Origin of the sequence: Serratia sp. H1w (assembly GCF_000633355.1) — a bacterium.
Lineage (GTDB): Bacteria > Pseudomonadota > Gammaproteobacteria > Enterobacterales > Enterobacteriaceae > Chania.
Genome location: NZ_AYMQ01000013.1, coordinates 14832 through 35527 on the forward strand (window position 1 = coordinate 14832; position 20696 = coordinate 35527).

Here is a 20696-nt window from a genome sequence, read left to right on the forward strand (position 1 = left end):
CCCATTAACTACCCCATGGAGAGTTTTGTGTCCTCATTGCCCGTCAGCGCGGTTCTTGATGAGCTGCTTGCCGCACTGCAATCTGCCTCGCAGGTGTTGTTGCATGCCCCGACCGGTGCCGGTAAATCCACCTGGCTACCGTTGCAGATCCTGGCAAAAGCCGGGCTGCCGGGGCGTATCATCATGCTGGAGCCACGGCGGCTGGCGGCGAAAAACGTTGCGTATCGGTTGGCGCAACAGCTGGGTGAGGAACCGGGCCAGACCGTGGGCTATCGCATGCGTGCCGAGAGCAAAAGCGGACCGCAAACGCGACTGGAGGTGGTGACCGAGGGCATTCTCACCCGTATGTTGCAGCAGGATGCCGAATTACAAGGCATCTCGCTGATTATTCTTGATGAATTTCACGAACGCAGTCTGCAAGCCGATCTGGCTCTGGCCCTGCTGCTGGATGTGCAACAAGGGCTGCGCGACGATCTGAAACTGCTGATCATGTCGGCAACGCTGGATAATGCGCGCCTGTCGCAACTGCTGCCGCTGGCACCGGTAGTGGTGTCGGAAGGGCGCAGCTATCCGGTCGATCGCCAATACCAGCCGCTGCCAAGTCACCAGCGCCTGGAGGATGGCGTGGCTTCTGCGGTGAAGCGCCTGCTGTCTGAACAATCAGGTTCGCTGCTGTTATTCCTGCCCGGCGTGGCGGAGATCAACCGCGTGCAGGAACGGCTGATGGGTGAGGTGCCAGCAGATACCGATCTCTGCCCGCTGTATGGCGCATTGCCGTTGGCACAACAGCAAAAAGCGATCCAACCGGCGTTGCAGGGGCGGCGCAAAGTGGTGCTGGCGACCAATATTGCTGAAACCAGTTTGACCATTGAAGGTATCCGTCTGGTGGTCGATAGCGGGTTGGAGCGAGTGGCGCGTTATGACGTACGCAATGGCCTGACACGGTTGGTGACCCAGCGTATCAGCCAGGCTTCAATGATCCAACGGGCAGGGCGTGCCGGACGTTTGGCGCCGGGGATTTGCTGGCATCTGTTTGCCAAAGAGCAGGCTGAGCGCGCAGCGGAACATGCCGAGCCGGAGATCCTGCAAAGCGACTTGGCCAGTTTTTGGCTAGAGCTACTGCAATGGGGTTGTGTGGATGCCGGGCAACTTACCTGGCTCGATCGGCCTCCGTTGGCCGCATTGGCTGCCGCCCGCCGTTTATTGCATACCCTGGCCGCTATTGATGAGGGGGAGAAACTCACTGCTATTGGGCGTCAAATGGCCGGATTGGGTTGCGATCCCAGACTGGCGGCCATGCTGTGTGCCGGAGCCAGGATGGGGGCCGACGGATTAGCCACAGCGGCGATGTTGGCCGCCTTGCTGGAAGAACCTCCCCGCAGCGGGCAGATGGATATCAGCTATTGGTTGAGTCGCCCTCAAGCGCATTGGCAGCGCCGGGCAGGCCAGTTGAGCAAGCGTTTACCGCAAAAAAGCGGGCAGATTGATATCGATCTGGCTGCTCCTCTGCTGGCGCAGGCTTTTGCCGATCGCATCGCCCAGCGTCGCGGGCAGGATGGACGCTATTTACTGGCTAACGGCCTGGGGGCGGCGATGGATCAGGACGAAGCCCTTTCCAGAGCGCCCTGGTTGATTATTCCCAACCTGTTGCAAGGCCATAACAGCCCGGATGCGCGAATTCTGCTGGCGCTACCGATCGACATTGATGCGCTGGTGGCTCGGCTGCCCGAGATTGTCAGCAGCCAGACCGCCGTTGAGTGGGATGAAGAGAAGGGTTCCTTGCGAGCCTGGAAGCGTCAGCAGATTGGCCGCTTGACGTTGCGTGCTCAGCCGCTAGCCAAACCGGCGGAGGAGGAGCTGCAACAGGCTCTGATAAACTGGGTGCGCGCCCAGGGGTTGGCGGTGCTGAATTGGGACACTGCCGCCGAGCAGTTGCGCCTGCGTTTACACTGTGCCCAGCGTTGGTTGCCAGAGGCCGCCTGGCCGCCGGTGGACGACGAAACGTTACTCGACACCTTGGAAAGCTGGTTGTTGCCGTCGTTGAGCGGCGTGCGCGATCTGCGTGGCTTAAAGCAGGTGAATATCGCCGAAGCCCTGGCCCGTAGGTTGGACTGGCAGCAAAAGCAGCGGCTGGATAATGCGCTACCTACTCATTATGCTGTACCAACCGGCAGCCGCTTACCGATCCGCTACGACGCCGATAAACCACCGGCATTAGCGGTGCGTTTACAGGAAATGTTTGGCGAACAGCGTAGCCCAATGTTGGCAGAGGGTCGCATCCCGGTGGTGCTTGAGTTACTCTCTCCGGCGCACCGGCCATTGCAGATCACTGGCGATCTGGCCGCCTTCTGGCAAGGGGCGTACCGCGAGGTGCAAAAAGAGATGAAGGGGCGTTATCCCAAACACATATGGCCAGACGATCCGGCCAATACCGCGCCCACCAGACGCACCAAGAAATACCAGTAATGAATTCAGATGTTTCTTCTGTTCAGCCAGATGGCTTAGGGACAGATTAAGCGACAAAAAATAACGGCCATACCCGTCGTCTTTCAAGTTGTAGCGTTGTTACCTGCGCTTACTCACCCCAGTCACTTACAATAGTAAGCTCCTGGGGATGAGTAAGCTTGTCGCCTAGCTACAACTTGAAATTCATAGGGTATCGAGTGCCGCAAAGCGTGGAGAAGAACCGCAATGGCTGGTGATGACCGCGAGCCCATCGGGCGCAAAGGCAAACAACCAAAACGTAATGTGCCGCGCAAACCGGCGCGTCGTCAACGTGACGACGATTATGAAGAAGAAGACTATCAGGATGAGTATGACGATGATGAGTACGATGACGACGAAGAGGAACAGCGCATGCCGCCCAAGGTAAAAGCGAAGTCGCCCCGTAAAAAGCGCCGTTGGCTTGGCCTGCTGATCAAACTGTTGCTGGTGATTGCCGTGTTGCTGGCAATCTACGGCGTATATCTGGACTCCCAGATCCGCAGCCGCATTGATGGCAAGGTCTGGCAGCTACCGGCGGCGGTGTATGGTCGCATGGTCAACCTTGAACCGGGTATGCCGTACAGCAAAAAGGAAATGATCGCCTTGCTGGAAGGGATGCAATACCGCCAGGTCAGCCGTATGACCCGGCCTGGGGAGTTTACCGTGCAGGCCAACAGCATCGAGATGCTGCGCCGCCCGTTTGATTTCCCGGATGGTAAAGAAGGCCAGATCCATGCCCGCCTCGATTTCCAGAACAATGGCCTGGCGAAGATCGTCAACATGGAGAATCAGCGCAACTTTGGCTTCTTCCGCCTCGATCCGCGCCTGATCACCATGCTGCAATCGCCGAATGGCGAGCAACGGCTGTTCGTGCCGCGCTCTGGTTTCCCGGACCTGCTGGTCGACACGTTGATCGCCACCGAAGACCGTCATTTCTACGAGCATGATGGCATCAGCCCTTACTCCATCGGCCGTGCGGTGCTGGCTAACCTGACCGCCGGGCGTGCGGTGCAGGGCGGTAGTACCTTGACTCAGCAATTGGTAAAAAACCTGTTCCTGACCAACGAACGTTCGCTGTGGCGTAAGGCCAATGAAGCCTACATGGCCTTGCTGGTGGATTACCGTTATAGCAAAGACCGTATTCTGGAGCTGTATCTGAACGAGGTGTATCTCGGCCAGAGTGGCAGCGATCAGATCCGTGGCTTCCCGCTGGCCAGCCTGTACTACTTTGGTCGCCCGGTCGATGAACTGAGTCTGGACCAACAGGCGCTGTTGGTAGGCATGGTGAAAGGGGCTTCGCTGTATAACCCTTGGCGTAACCCAACGCTGGCGCTGGAACGCCGTAACCTGGTGCTGAAGCTGTTGCAGAACCAGGGTGTGATCGACGCTGAGCTGTATAACATGCTGAGTGCTCGTCCGCTGGGCGTACAACCAAAAGGCGGGGTGATTTCACCACAGCCAGCATTTATGCAGTTGGTGCGTCAGGAGTTGCAGGCCAAGCTGGGTGACAAGGTTAACGACCTTTCCGGCGTGAAGATCTTCACCACGCTGGATCCGGTTTCGCAGGATGCGGCCGAAAAAGCGGTGGAAGACGGCATCCCGGCGCTGCGTGCCGCGCGCCATCTGAACGATCTGGAAGCGGCAATGGTGATCGTCGATCGCTTTACCGGGGAAGTTCGTGCCATGGTGGGTGGGGCTAACCCACAGTTTGCCGGCTTTAACCGTGCGATGCAGGCACGCCGTTTGGTGGGGTCATTGGCCAAACCGCCAACTTATCTGACCGCGCTGTCGGAACCGGATAAGTATCGACTCAATACCTGGCTGGCCGATCAGCCGCTGTCGATCAAACTGTCTAATGGCAGCTCATGGCAGCCGAACAACTACGATCGCCAGTTCCGTGGCCGGGTGATGCTGGTGGATGCGTTAGCCAACTCGCTCAACGTACCAACGGTTAACCTGGGGATGTCGGTGGGGCTGGGTCAGATCAGCGCGACTCTGCAAAAGCTGGGTATTCCTAAATCGGCGATCAATCCGGTGCCAGCCATGTTGCTGGGGGCCATCGGCCTGACGCCGATGGAAGTGGCACAGGAATATCAGACCATTGCCAGCGGGGGCAACCGAGCGCCACTGTCTGCGGTGCGCTCGGTGATTGCCGAAGACGGCTCGGCGCTATATCAGAGCTTCCCACAGGCGGAACGTATGGTGCCCGCGCAGGCGGCTTACCTGACGCTGTATGCGATGCAGCAGGGCGTGGCACGCGGGACTTCCCGTTCGCTGTCGGTCAAGTTCCCCAACTACAATCTGGCAGCGAAGACCGGTACCACCAACGATCTGCGTGACAGCTGGTTTGCCGGTATCGACGGTAAGGAAGTAGCGATTGCCTGGGTTGGGCGTGACAATAACGGCCCGGCCAAGCTGACCGGTGCCAACGGTGCCTTGACGCTGTATCGCCGCTATCTGGAAAACCAGACGCCGCTGGTGCTGAAGCTGCAACAACCGGAAGGCATTAGCCAAATGGGTATTGATTCCGCCGGTAACTTTATCTGTGGCGGCGGTAGCGCGCGCACAATCCCGGTGTGGACAGAAAACCCGCAAGGGCTATGCCAGGCCAGTCAGGCAGCACAGCAGCAAACTGAGCAGCAGCAAGCCGGCGAACAGAAAGATGCCGACGGTGTGGCTGGCTGGATAAAAGATATGTTTGGCAAATAAATCCTGGCGGTAATGTTAAGCGTTTTTATCATTTTATTTTAATGTGTTATCAAGCCCGCAGCGTTCTGTTGCGGGCTTCCCTCTGTTTACCGTTTATTTTATTTCCACGCGGTTAATGCGGCTATCGCACCAATCCCACAGGGGTTTTCCGGCTGAAATACGCTTGCAGTTCCGATCGCCTTCTGCATAAAATGCCGCGCTTATAATAATTATTATCGTTCACATTCGTTATCAATCCACATCAGAGAAACCAGACATGCCGACCAAGCGCCACTCCTCATCACCGGCCAAACCAGGCTTTTTCCCCGTTAGCGTATTGGCTGCAACCATCGCGGCTACGCTAACCTTGCCTGCGGTTGCGGTTGCGGCTCCGACGACCGCAGCTGCGGATGCAGATACTATTACGGTGGTCGGGGGCGGCAGCGGTGGTGCTGCACAGGAAAGCGCATGGGGGCCGGTTGGCACCATCGTGGCGAAACGTAGCGCTACCGGTACCAAAACCGATACGCCGTTGGTGAAGACTCCTCAATCGGTGTCTGTGGTCACGCGTGAACAGATGGACATGATGCAACCTTCCTCAGTGAAAGAAGCGTTAGGCTTCACTCCTGGTGTGATGGTGGGCAGCCGCGGCAGCTCTAACGTCTATGATGCGGTTTATATTCGTGGTTTTGGCTCGGTTAACCAGAATATCTATCTGGACGGTTTGAAGCTGCAAGGCGACTATTTTAACGAAGCCGTGATTGACCCTTACTTCCTTGAACGTGCAGAGGTTTTACGTGGGCCTTCTTCCGTGCTGTACGGTAAAAGCAGCCCGGGTGGGATTGTCTCGCTGATCAGCAAGCGCCCGACCACGGAACCGCTGAAGGAAATTCAGTTCAAAATGGGGACAGACAATCTGTTCCAGACGGGTTTTGATTTCAGCAATGCGATTGATGATGACGGTAAGTATTCATTCCGTCTGACCGGGTTGGCGAAAGACGCCGACGCTCAGCAGGAGATGGCCAAAGAAAAACGTTATGCCATTGCGCCTTCATTCAGCTGGCAGCCCGATGAGCATACCAACCTGACGCTGTATTCTTACCTGCAAAACGATCCTAACCTTGGCTACTACGGCTGGTTGCCGATGCAGGGCACGGTGCAAAACGCGCCTTATGGCAAACTGCCAACCAATTTCAACGAAGGCGAAAAGAGTAACTTCTATTCGCGCCAGACGCGTATGTTTGGCTACAGCTTCTCCCATGATTTCGATGATACCTGGACCGTGCGTCAGAACCTGCGTTATATGCAACTGCATACCAACCAGAACAATATCTATGGCACTGGCGTCAATGCCGACAACACGACCCTGAACCGGAACTATATCGCTTCGGATGAGCGCCTGAATAACTTCAGCGTCGATACCCAGGGCCAGGCCAAATTTGCTACTGACCGAGTGGATCATACGTTGCTGGCTGGCGTAGATTTTATGCGCATGAGTAACGACATCCAGGGGGGCTGGGGTCTCGCCAGCCCTCTGGATCTGGCCAATCCGCAGTTTGGTAATGACAGCAGAGGGGCATTAAACCCAACCAGTAAAGTCAACGGTCAGCAGCAGGTGGGGATTTACTTACAGGAACAGGCCGAGTGGAACCAGTGGATCCTGACTGCCGGTACGCGCTACGACTGGGCCAAGAGCACTGTAGAAGATCGTACCGAAGCGGCCACTGTTCCTTACAGCGAGCAGAAAGATCATCAGTCAACTAATCGCATCGGCTTGAACTACCTGTTCGACAATGGCATTTCACCTTATGTCAGCTATGCACAATCTTTCGAGCCGAATGTAGGGGCGGGTTATAACGGCAAGGCCTTCGTTCCTTCCAAAGGTGAACAGTATGAAGCTGGCGTCAAGTACATGCCGAAAGATAAGCCTGTCTCTGCGACCATTGCCATCTATCAACTGACCAAGTCCAATAACCTGGTGACGGATGTTGAGCACGCCGATAAAGGTTGGTTCCAGCAACAAACGGGCGAGATCCGCTCTCGCGGCGTAGAATTGGAAGGCAAGGCGGCACTGACGGCTAACATCAACCTCCTTGCGACCTATACCTATACCGACGCTGAATACACCGAAGACACCACCAACCAGGGCAATACGCCAGCGATCATACCTAAGCATATGGCCTCGTTGTGGGGGGATTATACCTTCCATGAAACCGCGTTGAGTGGCCTGACGCTGGGCGCGGGTGTGCGCTATACCGGTTCAACCTATGGTGATGAAGCCAACACCTTCAAAGTGCCGGACTACACCGTGTGGAATACCGTGCTGAAATATGATTTGGCACGCTTCAACCTGCCGGGCTCTTCCGTCGCGCTGAACGTCAACAACCTGTTTGATAAAGAGTACGTGTCCAGCTGCTTCGCGACCTATGGCTGCTTCTGGGGTGCAGAACGTCAAGTGGTCGCTACGGCAACCTTCAGTTTCTAATCGGCTAACGGGGACGACTTTTGGTCGCCCTCTGCCAAGCAGGGCCTATGCAGGATAAACACCTTAATCGCGATGCTACGTTCCAGCTTGATGGCGTGAGCTTTGCCGTTCCAGGGCGGGTGCTGTTACAGCCGCTGTCATTGACGTTTCCCCAAGGCCAAGTGTGTGGGTTGATCGGCCATAATGGCTCCGGCAAATCCACGTTGCTGAAAATTCTCGGCCGCCACCAAAATCCTACCTCCGGTCAGGCACTGCTTAATGGGCAACCGCTGGGGCAATGGGACAGCAAAGCCTTTGCTCGCCAAGTGGCCTACCTGCCACAGCAATTGCCCGCAGCGGAAGGGATGACGGTGCGTGAACTGGTCGCTATTGGCCGTTACCCCTGGCACGGCGCATTAGGCCGCTTCAAGGTTGGCGATCGCGAGTTGGTGGAAGAAGCGATCGGGTTGGTGGGGCTGAAGCCTTTTGCCAACCGCTTGGTTGACAGCCTCTCCGGTGGTGAGCGCCAACGGGCCTGGCTGGCGATGATGGTTGCGCAGGATAGCCGCTGCCTGCTGCTGGATGAACCGACCTCGGCACTGGATATTGCCCATCAGGTTGAAGTGTTGGCCTTGATCCAACGCCTGAGCCATGAGCGTGGCTTGACGGTGATTGCGGTACTGCATGACATCAACATGGCGGCTCGTTACTGCGATCATCTGGTGGCATTACGCGGTGGCGAGATGATCGCCCAAGGGTCATCACTCGAGCTGATGCAAGGGCCAGTGCTGGAACAGATCTACGGTATTCCGATGGGTATCTTGCCGCATCCGAGTGGCGGTGCACCTGTGAGCTTCGTTTATTAATGCCTACCTCTGCCGATTTTCATCATGACCCGCTGCGCCGACGCTTATTAACGGCGCTGGCATTATCGCCACTGCTGTTTTCTTTACCGTCACGTGCGACAGGCTTGCCCGATATCACCCGTATTGCGGCGTTGGAATGGTTACCGATCGAGCTGCTGATTGCGCTGGGCGTCATGCCCCAGGCGGTTGCCGATGTTCATAACTACAACCTGTGGGTACAAGAGCCCCGGTTGCCGGATTCGGTGATTGACGTGGGCCAACGAACCGAACCTAATCTGGAACTGCTGCAACAGCTCAAACCTTCTCTGATCCTGCTCTCCAAAGGCTATGGCCCTTCGCCGCAAAAATTGCAGCCGATCGGCCCGACCATGGAGTTTGGCTTTAACGATGGCAGCGGTAAACCGCTCACCGTCGGCAAAAACTCGCTGCAGCAGTTGGCACAGCGAATAGGGTTGGAAGCTCGGGCTACCCAGCATCTGCAACAGTTTGATGCTTTCATGCTGGAGGCGCGTAACCGTCTGGCGGGGTATCGGCAACAGCCGCTACTGCTGTTCTCCTTGCTCGATCCTCGGCACGTGTTGGTGATCGGCCAGAAGAGCCTGTTTCAGGAAGTGATGGATCAGCTAGGCATCGAGAATGCCTGGCAGGGAGAAACCAACTTCTGGGGCACCTCGGTGGTTGGGATCGAACGTCTGGCGTCGATAAAAAATGCCCGGGCGATTTATCTCGATCACGGCAATCAGGCGATGATGGATAAAGTCAGCCAGACGCCGCTGTGGCAGGCTTTACCGTTTATCCGCCAGGGTCAACTGCGGCAGATGCCTGCGGTGTGGTTCTATGGTGCCACGCTGTCGGCCATGCGCTTTTGCCGCTTGCTGGAGCAGGCGCAGGAGGCTCGCTCATGAGTGCACGCCTGCGTATCTTGCCGATAGCGCTGATTATGTTATTGCTGGCCGTAGCGAGTGGCCTGACGCTATTCAACCTGCTGCATCAATTGCCGTGGGATCAGTGGTCACAGGGGTTGTTACGGCCCGATATCGACAATGTCGATCAGATGCTGTTCCACTATAGCCTGTTGCCACGCCTGTCGGTGTCGCTGTTGGTGGGCGCAGGGCTAGGATTGGTTGGCGTGCTGTTCCAGCAGGTATTACGCAATCCGCTGGCGGAACCTGCCACGCTCGGCGTTTCTGCTGGTGCTCAGCTAGGGTTAACGATTGCCACGTTGTGGATGCTGCCTGGGGGCGAATTGACCCGACAGCTAGCGGCGATGACGGGTGCCATTGTGGTCGGCGGGTTGGTATTTGGCGTTGCCTGGGGCAAGCGGATGTCACCCGTGACGCTAATTCTGGCCGGCCTGGTACTTGGGTTGTACTGCGGCGCGGTCAATAGCCTGCTGGCGCTGTTCAATTACGATCAGCTACAAGGCCTGTTCCTGTGGAGCACCGGTGCGCTCAATCAGCAGGATTGGGGAACGGTGCAGTTTATCCTGCCACGCTTGCTGTTGGTTGCCGTGCTGGCTGCGCTATTAATCCGGCCATTAACGTTGCTAGGGCTGGATGACGGTGTGGCGCGTAATCTGGGCCTTGGTCTGGCAATGTCGCGCTTTGCTGCGTTAGCGCTGGCGATAGTATTCAGCGCCATGCTGGTAAACGCTGTCGGCGTAATCGGTTTTATCGGCTTGTTTGCCCCATTGATGGCCAAAATGCTGGGAGCTCGCCGTCTGGCGCACCGCATGATGCTGGCTCCGCTATTGGGGGCATTGCTGCTGTGGTTGACCGATCAGGTAATGATCTGGCTGACGCTGTTCTGGCGTGAAATCCCGACCGGTGCGGCCACGGCCTTGTTTGGTGCACCGTTGTTGCTGTGGTTGCTGCCACGCCTGCGCAGCAGCGCAACCCCGCCGCCGATGGATCTGGGTGATAAAGTGCCTGTCGAACGAGGCAACTTGCCGATATGGGTGCTGCTGGGGAGCGTTATATTATTGGCTGGGATTACGGTGGCGCTGATGTTTGGCCAAAACGCCCACGGCTGGCAGTGGAGCGTAGGCAGTGAATTGCAGGCGCTGATGCCTTGGCGCTGGCCACGAGTCGTTTCTGCCCTGGCGGCCGGGATGATGCTGGCGGTAGCCGGTACCCTGATCCAGAAGCTGACCGGCAACCCGATGTCCAGCCCGGAGGTGTTAGGCATCAGCTCCGGTGCGGCCTTCGGTGTGGTGGTGATGCTGTTTATCGTACCTGGTGATGCCTTTGTGTGGCTGCTGCCCGCCGGGAGCCTAGGGGCTGCGGCAACGCTGTTGATCATCATGATGGCGGCAGGGCGCGGCGGATTTTCTACCGAACGCATGCTGCTGGCGGGTATCGCTCTCAGTACCGCTTTCACTACGACCATTTTCCTGCTGCTGGCCAGTGGCGATCCGCGTATGGGCGGGTTGTTGGTGTGGATCTCGGGCTCTACCTATTCGGTGGATGCGCCGCAGGCAATACGTACGGCGGTGATTGCTGGTGTGTTGATCGTGTTGGCACCGCTGTGTCGGCGTTGGCTGACGATCTTGCCGTTGAGTGGTGCAACAGCACGTTCAGTAGGGATCGCACTGACGCCGACGCGGTTGACCATTTTGCTGCTGGCGGCGACGCTGACGGCAATGGCAACCCTGACCGTTGGGCCGCTGAGCTTTATCGGCCTGATGGCACCACATATGGCCCGTATGTTGGGATTCCGTAGGGCGCTGCCGCAGATGGTGATTGCTGCGCTACTAGGCGGTCTGCTGATGGTGTTTGCGGACTGGTGTGGTCGGATGGTGATGTTCCCTTACCAAATCCCTGCGGGGCTGCTGGCGACCTTTATTGGCGCGCCGTACTTCGTCTATCTGCTGCGTAAACAGACGTCGTAGACCTTCTTGGGTTAGCATCGTTGCCACCAAGGGCTCAGCATTGCTGGGCCCTTGGTTTTTCAGGTTTCCACAAACAAAAACGGCGAGCCTCAGGCTCGCCGTTTTTATGTCTAACGCTCAGGCTTATTTCAAACCAGCGGCGTCGCGCAGCAGGGCAGCCTTGTCGGTCGCTTCCCAAGGGAAGTGCTCGCGACCAAAGTGGCCGTAGGCTGCGGTTTCACGGTAGATCGGTTGCAGCAGATCCATCATCTGGATCAGGCCGTATGGGCGCAGATCGAAGAACTCACGCACCAACAGGGTCAACTGCTCGGTCGAGATTTTCTCGGTACCGAAGGTTTCCACCATGATGGAGGTTGGCTCTGCTACGCCGATAGCGTAGGACACCTGGATCTCACAGCGATCTGCCAGGCCCGCGGCAACGATATTTTTTGCCACATAACGCGCCGCATAGGCCGCAGAGCGGTCAACCTTGGAAGGATCCTTGCCGGAGAACGCGCCGCCACCGTGACGAGCCATGCCGCCGTAGGTATCAACGATGATTTTACGGCCGGTCAGGCCGCAGTCACCCATTGGGCCACCGATAACAAAACGGCCGGTTGGGTTGATGTGGAATTTAGTGCCCGCCGTCAGCCACTCGGCTGGCAGCACCGGCTTGATGATCTCTTCCATCACCGCTTCTTGCAGGTCTTTCAGCGCGATATCTTCGGAATGCTGGGTGGAAAGCACTACGGCATCGATACCGACGATTTTGCCATCGTCATACTGGAAGGTGACCTGGCTTTTGGCATCTGGGCGCAGCCAAGGCAGGGTGCCATTTTTACGCACTTCGGCCTGGCGTTGAACCAAGCGGTGAGCATAAGTGATTGGCGCAGGCATCAACACGTCGGTTTCATTGGAGGCATAACCAAACATCAGGCCCTGATCCCCAGCACCTTGCTCCAGCGGATCGCTACGGTCTACGCCCTGGTTGATATCCGGTGATTGTTTACCGATGGCGCTCAATACGGCACAGGAATTGGCATCAAAGCCCATGTCTGAATGGACGTAGCCAATTTCGCGCACGGTTTGGCGGGTGATCTCTTCGATATCAACCCAGGCGCTGGTGGTGATCTCGCCGCCAACCAGCACCATGCCGGTTTTCACGTAGGTTTCGCAGGCTACGCGGGCTTTTGGATCCTGTTCCAGAATGGCATCCAGAACGGCATCGGAGATCTGATCGGCAATTTTATCCGGATGTCCTTCGGAGACAGACTCGGACGTGAAGAGGTGTTTAGCCATGGTGTTCTTTACCTTGCAAAAGACGGGTTGGAAATTACTGCACAGCGCTGGAGATCCGGGCATCAAAGCGAAGGGTCTTCCGCTGATGGCGAGATGCATCCTGCAACGCCCCTCAGGCAAAGCCGTTAAGCAGTTTCTCAGTTAATCGGTATAGATGGATTAACATCTGGACGTCTATTTTAGGTCAGCCTTTAGCCGGATTGCCAGTAATTTTTTGCGCTAACGCTCTTTTGGGCAAACCGCTTGCCGCCATTTTCATCGCTTGAAACAGTTTCTGGCGAATTTTCATTTTGCATTTTGCCCGGGGGTCCGGTATAAACTGCGCGCGCGGCTCATTTGGTGCACAGCGTGTTACAGAAAATCGTTACCTTCTGTAAAACCCGGCAGTGCCGTGCCAAGACCAGCCGTAGGTACCCCATCAGGGGGCCGCCGCTTCATTGAACGTTCATGTTCTTACACTATATAGAGGCTTTGTCGTTCTTTGTGGGCGGCATGCGTGGAGGTGGTTGGATTAATGATCCGTTGTCTACTGGTTGTTGGTTCTCAACAGCAGTGCCGTTCTGGCGCGCATTCTTCTGCTATTTCCCGTCTTGTCTCTACACCATCTACCCGATGTTACACACATCTGGGCGCTACTCAGGATGCTCGGGCCGGTTAACGGCTGTCTGAAGCACTGAACAAGGGTAGCCTACAGCCTTCTGTGGGATGATTCTTTACCCGATTCACGAGGTTTGAACAGGGTGTCTTACAAAAAATCTATTGGGTATAAACCGATCGCTGACCACGAACGGCAGGTGAATTCACTGCTAAAATGGGGTGTTTCCGGGTTGTTCTCGCGGGTTGTAGCTGCGATAGTGGCTGACTATATCGTCAGTATGCAAGGTGAGGCGAGTAATGTCTGATGATATGCAGATCCAACGCCCGTCAGTAGCGGGTGAAAATGTCTCTTTACGCTCCATGCAGGAGGTTGCCATGAATGATCGTAATGCCAGCAAGATGCTGCGCACTTATAACGTCGCCTACTGGGGCAACAATTACTTTGACGTCAATGAGCTGGGCCACATCAGCGTGTGCCCGGACCCCGACGTCCCGCATGCGCGTGTCGATCTTGCAGAGTTGGTGAAAGAACGCCAGAAAGATGGCCAGCGCCTGCCTGCCTTGTTCTGCTTCCCGCAGATCTTGCAGCATCGCCTGCGTTCGATTAACGCCGCGTTCAAACGTGCGCGTGAATCCTTCGGCTATGAAGGTGGCTACTTCCTGGTTTACCCGATCAAGGTTAACCAACACCGCCGGGTGATTGAATCACTGGTCAACTCCGGCGAACCATTGGGGCTGGAAGCGGGCTCCAAGGCGGAACTGATGGCGGTGCTGGCCCATGCCGGTATGACCCGTTCGGTGATCGTCTGTAACGGCTACAAAGACCGTGAATATGTTCGTCTGGCGCTGATCGGTGAAAAACTGGGGCACAAAGTGTATCTGGTGATCGAAAAGATGTCGGAAATCCAGATGGTGCTGGAAGAAGCCGAGCGCCTGAATGTGGTACCACGTCTGGGTGTCCGTGCCCGCCTGGCATCACAAGGGGCAGGTAAATGGCAGTCGAGCGGTGGCGAAAAATCCAAGTTCGGTTTGGCAGCCATTCAGGTCCTGAAGCTGGTGGAAACCCTGCGTGAAGCGGGCCGCCTGGACAGCCTGCAACTGCTGCACTTCCACCTGGGTTCTCAACTGGCCAACATTCGCGATATCGCCACCGGCGTACGTGAATCCGCCCGTTTCTATGTGGAATTACACAAGCTCGGCGTCAACATTCAATGTTTCGACGTGGGTGGTGGCCTGGGTGTGGATTATGAAGGCACTCGTTCGCAGTCCGACTGCTCGGTCAACTATGGCCTGAATGAATACGCCAACAACGTGATTTGGGGGATCGGTGATGCCTGTAATGAGCATGGCCTGCCGCATCCAACGGTGATCACCGAGTCTGGCCGTGCTGTTACCGCTCACCACACGGTGCTGGTTTCCAACGTCATTGGCGTGGAGCGCAACGAATTCTGTGAGCCGGTTCCCCCGGTTGAAGATGCGCCGCGCGCGTTGGAAAGCATGTGGGAAACCTGGCAGGAAATGAACGAGCCGGAAAACCGCCGTTCGCTGCGTGAATGGCTGCACGATAGCCAGATGGATCTGCATGATGTACATACCCAGTATGCACACGGCATGTTGGATCTGACCAAGCGTGCCTATGCCGAGCAGCTGTATCTGAACATCTGCAACAAGATCCAGCAGCAGCTCGATCCGAGCAACCGTGCACACCGGCCAATCATCGATGAGTTACAGGAGCGGATGGCAGACAAGTTCTACGTCAACTTCTCGCTGTTCCAATCGATGCCGGATGCCTGGGGTATCGACCAACTGTTCCCGGTACTGCCGCTGGAAGGGTTGGACAAGCCGCCGGAAGGCCGTGCGGTGCTGCTGGACATCACCTGTGACTCCGATGGCACCATCGACCACTACATTGATGGTGACGGCGTCGCCACCACCATGCCGATGCCGCCGTACGATCCGGAAAACCCGCCTCTGTTAGGGTTCTTTATGGTCGGGGCCTATCAGGAAATCCTGGGCAATATGCACAACCTGTTTGGCGATACCGCGTCGGTGGATGTGTTTGTATTCCCGGATGGCAGCATCGAAACCGAGCTGTCTGATGAAGGTGATAGCGTGGCCGATATGCTGGAATACGTGCAGCTCGATCCGATCGCGTTGCTGGCTAAATTCCGCGATCAGGTGAAAGAAACCGATCTGGACGGCGAGTTGCAGGCGCAATTTGTCGAAGAGTTTGAAGCCGGTTTATATGGCTACACTTATTTAGAAGATGAATAAGCTACCCCAATAAACTGACCAGGAGCGTGGCGTAGGCTGCGCTCCTTTTTTATTTCCCCGTATCCCATCCCCGCCTGATGTAGGGGCACTGCATGCTGCGCCCGTTAGCACCGTTTTCCCAGTTATCACAAATTTGTGAACTCTCCGTGAGGATTTGGTCAGAATTTTTCCGCTAAGTTGTCATCATCGGTCGATAGCACCAGAGGTAACGATGATGATCAACAGACGGCATTTTATTCTGAGCGGTGGGGCGATTTCTGTTGCCTACGCCGTGGGCCTGCTGCCCACACTCTTTCCTCGTTCGGCGTTGGCGGAGTCATTTGCCATCAGCTATACCGAAGAGCAATGGCGGCAACGGCTTTCAGCCAGCCAATATGCGGTTTTGCGAGAGGAGGGGACGGAACCGCCTTACAGCAGTCCGCTTAACGATGAGCATCGTGCTGGTCAGTTTTCCTGTGCAGGTTGCGATCTGGCGCTTTTTTCTTCCCGTACCAAGTTTGACAGCCACACCGGTTGGCCCAGCTTCTGGCAACCGCTTGAGCAGGCAGTGGCTACGCGTAAGGACCGAACGTTAGGCATGCTGCGAGAAGAGGTACATTGCAGCCGCTGCGGCGGTCATCTGGGGCATGTGTTTGACGATGGTCCACCACCGACAGGCCTTCGCTATTGCATGAATGGTTTAGCCATGATCTTTACGCCACAGCAGTGAGGGATAAGATGAGAAACGTAGATAAAGCGATGTCATCGCTACGCAAGTGCGGAATATGGGGCGTGGCATTGGTTGCCGCCGTGTTCTGTTTGCAAAGCGTTGCCTGGCCACTCAGCGATGTGGAAACAGCGGTAGCGATCCCTGCACCGGCAAAAGATGAAGCGCCGACGGCATCACACACGGAAACCGCGATATTTGCTGGCGGGTGTTTCTGGGGCGTACAAGGGGTGTTCCAACATGTTAAAGGGGTGACTAACGCGGTATCGGGTTATACCGGTGGTGCGGCGCAAACGGCCACTTACGATAGCGTGAGTGGGGGCAATACCGGCCACGCGGAATCCGTACAGGTCACTTTTGATCCCCAGCAGATCTCTTATGGCCAACTGCTGCAAATCTACTTTTCGGTGGCTCATAACCCAACGGAATTGAATCGTCAGGGGCCAGACAGCGGCACGCAATACCGCTCTGCGATTTTCCCGTTAACGGCCTCGCAACAGCAGGTCGCCCAAGCTTATATTGCTCAACTGAATGCCAGTAAACGCTTTGCCAAACCACTGGCTACCACCCTTGAGGACAACGGGCACTTTTATCCTGCTGAAGCTTATCACCAAAACTATCTCACCCTTAATCCGGAACAACCCTATATCGTGGTGAATGATTTACCGAAGATAAAACAGTTACAGCAACTGTTTCCAACGCAATATCGTGCAGAACCCGTCTTGGTTAAATAACCTGTTCCCCTGTTACTGCGCACGATAGTTATTAATTATTTGTGTTACCTATATTAGGCTGCCTCAGCGAGGTGGCCTTTACTTATTTAGTTAACGTTATGATGTAATTAATAATTATTGGCTGTGCAGTTGAGTTGTCAGATTTATTTTGATAAGTTTTTCAGGCTATAAAAAACGCCGTTAGCAAATCAATACGGTCTCACTAGTGAATGAATAACGAAGAATAAAAATTCGGTTGGCAATCATGGAAGGTATACCGGTTGGTTATGCAGCATAGTTCCCATCGCCTCTACCGTCAGGCATATTTTACCGCTCAGGCTACGCGGGCCGAAGGGGGGATCTTGATTTCCCCCAACCCGAATATGACGCTGTATGCCTGCGCCAGCGTACTCTTGGTGGCTGCATTGATCGCTTTTTTAATTGGCGGTGAATATACCCGTAAGGCACGTCTGGAAGGCGTCGTGATGCCTTCTACCGGGGTTGTTAAGGTCGTTGCGCGTACGCAAGGGCGGGTTGAAGCCTTGCTGATTAAGGAAGGCGATGAGGTGACGGCCGGCCAACTACTTTATCGGTTGAGCGGTGAGCGTTATGACGGCAAGGGTATGGCCACTTTGGCGATGCTGAAAAACTCCCTGGTGCAGCAGTATCAGATGTTGGTACAGCAACAGCATCAGGAAACTGTCGCCAATACCCTGCAGCTACAGGGACTAAGCCTGCGGGCTGAACAACTGAAAGATGAGCTGCGCAGCGCCGATGAAGCACTGAAACTGATGCTGCGTCAGGCGATGTTGACCCGCTCGATGATGGAGCGCTATCAACGCCTGGTCCGGCAGAAGTATGTTTCCGAGCTTGAGTTTCAGCAAAAGCAGGTCGAACTGGCCGCCGTGGAAGGCTATGTCGAAAACCAGCGGCAGGTACAGCAACGTCTGAAGCGTGAGTTGACCGCGGTTGAAACGGATCGGGGCAGCTTGTTGCAGCAGGGGCAAAGCCGCCGGGCGGAGCTGGATCGGCTACTGCAAGGGATCCGTCAGCAACAGATAGAGCTGCAATCGCAGGAAGAAAGCACGCTGGCCGCCCCGGTGGCAGGGCGTATAGCCGCGGTGCTGGTCAAGGCTGGGCAAACGGTCAACCAGAATGAGCTACTGCTAACGCTGGTGCCGCAGGCGGCCCAATTGCAGATTGAACTGTATGCGCCGAGTAAGTCGGTGGGATTTATCAAGCCTCATCAGCGGGTCGGGTTGCGTTTCGCGGCCTATCCCTATGAGAAATTTGGCGTGCAGTATGGGACGACGCGCGAAGTGACCCGCATCAGCCTTAGCCCGACCGATGTCATGCCGCATAACCCGGTGGTATGGAAAGAAAATGAGGGCCATTACCGGGTGATTGTCGTACCGGATAAACCCAGCGTCACCGTGTATGGCCGTCAGGAATTACTGCGTACCGGGATGGTGGTGGCCGCAGATATCGAACTGGACAAGCGGCGGCTGTACGAATGGCTGCTGGAACCGTTATGGAGCCTGCAAGGAAAAATTTAGCCATGGAATGGACCGAACATCTGCAGCTGAATTTGCATTGGCACCGCCGCTTGCCGTTGATCCGCCAAACCGAGTCGGCGGAATGTGGCGTGGCTTGCCTGGCAATGGTCGCCGGTTGGCACGGTTACCGTATTGACCTCCCCAGTCTGCGGGCAAGATTCAACGTATCAACGCAAGGCATGACATTCGTGCACCTGATGGAGAGCGCTCAGATCCTGAAACTGACCGGGCGTGCGGTACGTTTAGAGTTGGAAGAACTCGACCAACTGGCCGTACCCTGCATTCTGCACTGGGATCTCAACCACTTTGTGGTGCTTAAACGGGTCCGGGGTAATGACATCGAATTACACGATCCGGCCCGTGGGGCGGTGAAAATGTCGTTGGTACAGGCTAACCGCCACTTTACCGGGGTCGCGCTGGAACTGACGCCAACCCATGATTTTGAACAGCGTGATGAGCGCCAGAAAGTACGGCTGAGTGAATTGGTCGGCAAGACGGTAGGGTTGAAGGCCGCGTTGGCGCGTATTTTCTGTTTTGCTCTGGCGTTGGAAGTGCTGGCGCTGCTGAGCCCGTTGATCAATCAGATCGTGATCGATGAAGTTCTGGTCGCGTTGGATGACAGCCTGCTGGTGCTGATTGTTATTGCCATGTTGTTGATGAGTGCCACCCAGACGCTGATTGGGTTGGCCCGGCAATGGGCCACCATCACCATGGCCGTCAATTTCAATATGCAGTGGACGGCCAACGTGTTCCACCACCTGCTGCGCCTGCCGATTGACTGGTTTGAAAAGCGTGACATTGGCAATATCAGCGCCAAGTTTGATGCGGTCGATACCATTCAGGATACGCTCACCACCAGTATCCTGGAGGCTCTGCTGGACGTATTGCTGGTGGTTGGCACCTTGGGCATGATGCTGCTCTACAGCGTGTCGCTGTCTATGCTGGCGCTGGGGGCGGCACTGATTTACGGCTTATTGCGTGTGCTATGGTTTCGAACCTTGCGCCGGGCGGCAGAGGATAGTTGGACGGCAGGAACTCTGGAATCAAGCCACTTTCTGGAAACGTTGCATGGCATGCTCAGCCTGCGGGTTAATGGGGCGTTGGCCCAGCGGGAGTCGGCCTGGCGCAACCTGAATATCGCCAGGCGTAATAGCCAACTGCGTGAGAATAAGCTGGCCATCGGCTATGACATCATTAATCAGGTTATTGGTAGCCTGGTGGGCGCGGCGGTGCTGTGGTTTGGTGCCAATGCGGTATTGTCTGGCTCATTCTCCATCGGCATGCTGGTGGCGTATATGTCGTTTCAAGGGCGCTTTTCCGCCAGTATCAATGGCCTGATCGATAAGGTGTTTGCCTGGCGAATGTTGGATGTCTATAACGAACGGCTGGCAGATATTGTGCTGACGCCGAAGGAGGGCGGTGCTCAGGCAACTGAATCTCTTGGAGTAGTTTTCCCTGAGCAAAGAGAGGATCGCCCGGTCGTGGAACTGGAAAATATCGTTTTCAGCTATGGTCAGGGAACTAACACTATCCTGGCTGGTGCGGTGTTACGTATCATGCGGGGGGAGGTTGTCGCGCTGGTAGGCCGCTCTGGCTGCGGGAAAACCACTTTGGCGAAGATCTTGCTGGGGTTATATCAGCCATCGGCCGGACGACTGCGGGTGTTTGGCATTGAACATCATCACGCGGGATATGGGCAGGTTCGCCAAATGATCGGTGCGGTGATGCAGGAGGATCGGCTATTCCGTGGATCAATACTCGACAACATCACCTTTTTCTCCCAGCACAGCGATCTGGATTGGGCGCAACACTGTGCTCAGTTGGCACAGTTGCATGAGGATATCATCGTGTTACCTATGGGCTACCAGACGCTGATTGGGGAAATGGGGAATTCGCTGTCGGGGGGACAAAAGCAGCGGCTGCTGTTGGCGCGGGCATTATATAAACGCCCACGCTTACTGATCCTGGACGAAGCCACCAGCCATCTTGATGTCACTAATGAAATCCTGATCAGCAGCACCTTGCGCAATCTGGGCTTAACTATCCTGCTGATCGCTCACCGGCCAGAGACGATCGCCTCTGCCGATCGCATCGTCGAACTTGACGCGGGTAGACTGGTCGCATCTGCTGATGACAGGCACCTTGAAGAGTGAACCAAATGCGGCGATAATCTACCCATT

The 20696-nt window shown here is 55.9% G+C and carries 12 protein-coding genes; 11 read left to right on the forward strand and 1 reads right to left on the reverse strand.

Annotated elements, in window-relative coordinates; translation table 11 throughout:
• The first annotated feature begins 15 nt into the window (after positions 1–15).
• The 6 genes from hrpB (at position 16) to fhuB (ending at position 11392) form a co-directional block, all read left to right on the forward strand.
• Complete coding sequence (gene hrpB, locus U869_RS0102735; protein ID WP_198530710.1) at positions 16–2466, forward strand: ATP-dependent helicase HrpB; 2451 nt, start codon at positions 16–18, stop codon at positions 2464–2466.
• A 225-nt stretch (positions 2467–2691) separates the two neighbouring features.
• A complete protein-coding gene (mrcB, locus tag U869_RS0102740) occupies positions 2692–5193 on the forward strand; it encodes a bifunctional glycosyl transferase/transpeptidase (protein ID WP_025123062.1) in 2502 nt (833 codons plus the stop codon).
• Positions 5194–5449: 256 nt separating this feature from the next.
• The gene (gene fhuA / locus U869_RS0102745; protein WP_025123063.1) at positions 5450–7657 is read left to right on the forward strand and encodes a ferrichrome porin FhuA; all 2208 of its coding nucleotides are present in this window, start codon (positions 5450–5452) and stop codon (positions 7655–7657) included.
• A gap of 47 nt (positions 7658–7704) precedes the next feature.
• Positions 7705–8502, forward strand: a complete 798-nt coding sequence (gene fhuC / locus U869_RS0102750; protein ID WP_025123064.1) for a Fe3+-hydroxamate ABC transporter ATP-binding protein FhuC — start codon at positions 7705–7707, stop codon at positions 8500–8502.
• Positions 8502–9407: a Fe(3+)-hydroxamate ABC transporter substrate-binding protein FhuD gene (gene fhuD, locus U869_RS0102755; protein ID WP_025123065.1), complete on the forward strand. Its 906-nt coding sequence runs from the start codon at positions 8502–8504 to the stop codon at positions 9405–9407. The genes fhuC and fhuD overlap by 1 nt, the downstream gene beginning before the upstream one ends.
• Positions 9404–11392 (forward strand): Fe(3+)-hydroxamate ABC transporter permease FhuB, encoded by a 1989-nt coding sequence (gene fhuB, locus U869_RS0102760; RefSeq protein WP_025123066.1) that lies wholly within the window; start codon positions 9404–9406, stop codon positions 11390–11392. The genes fhuD and fhuB overlap by 4 nt, the downstream gene beginning before the upstream one ends.
• Before the next feature lie 123 nt (positions 11393–11515).
• On the opposite strand, the gene metK is transcribed toward fhuB, so the two are convergent.
• Positions 11516–12670, reverse strand: a complete 1155-nt coding sequence (metK, locus tag U869_RS0102765) for a methionine adenosyltransferase (RefSeq protein WP_025123067.1) — start codon at positions 12668–12670, stop codon at positions 11516–11518.
• 894 nt (positions 12671–13564) lie between these two features.
• Here metK and speA point away from each other — a divergent pair.
• From speA to U869_RS0102795, 5 genes are all read left to right on the forward strand, one after another.
• On the forward strand, positions 13565–15541 hold the full coding sequence (gene speA / locus U869_RS0102775) for a biosynthetic arginine decarboxylase (protein ID WP_025123068.1): 1977 nt from the start codon (positions 13565–13567) through the stop codon (positions 15539–15541).
• Between the two features lie 211 nt (positions 15542–15752).
• A complete protein-coding gene (gene msrB, locus U869_RS0102780) occupies positions 15753–16250 on the forward strand; it encodes a peptide-methionine (R)-S-oxide reductase MsrB (RefSeq protein ID WP_232785317.1) in 498 nt (165 codons plus the stop codon).
• Positions 16251–16258: 8 nt separating this feature from the next.
• The gene (gene msrA / locus U869_RS0102785) at positions 16259–16981 is read left to right on the forward strand and encodes a peptide-methionine (S)-S-oxide reductase MsrA (protein WP_025123070.1); all 723 of its coding nucleotides are present in this window, start codon (positions 16259–16261) and stop codon (positions 16979–16981) included.
• A gap of 266 nt (positions 16982–17247) precedes the next feature.
• Positions 17248–18516: an HlyD family secretion protein gene (locus U869_RS0102790; protein WP_025123071.1), complete on the forward strand. Its 1269-nt coding sequence runs from the start codon at positions 17248–17250 to the stop codon at positions 18514–18516.
• A 2-nt stretch (positions 18517–18518) separates the two neighbouring features.
• Complete coding sequence (locus U869_RS0102795; RefSeq protein WP_025123072.1) at positions 18519–20669, forward strand: peptidase domain-containing ABC transporter; 2151 nt, start codon at positions 18519–18521, stop codon at positions 20667–20669.
• Positions 20670–20696 lie beyond the last annotated feature (27 nt).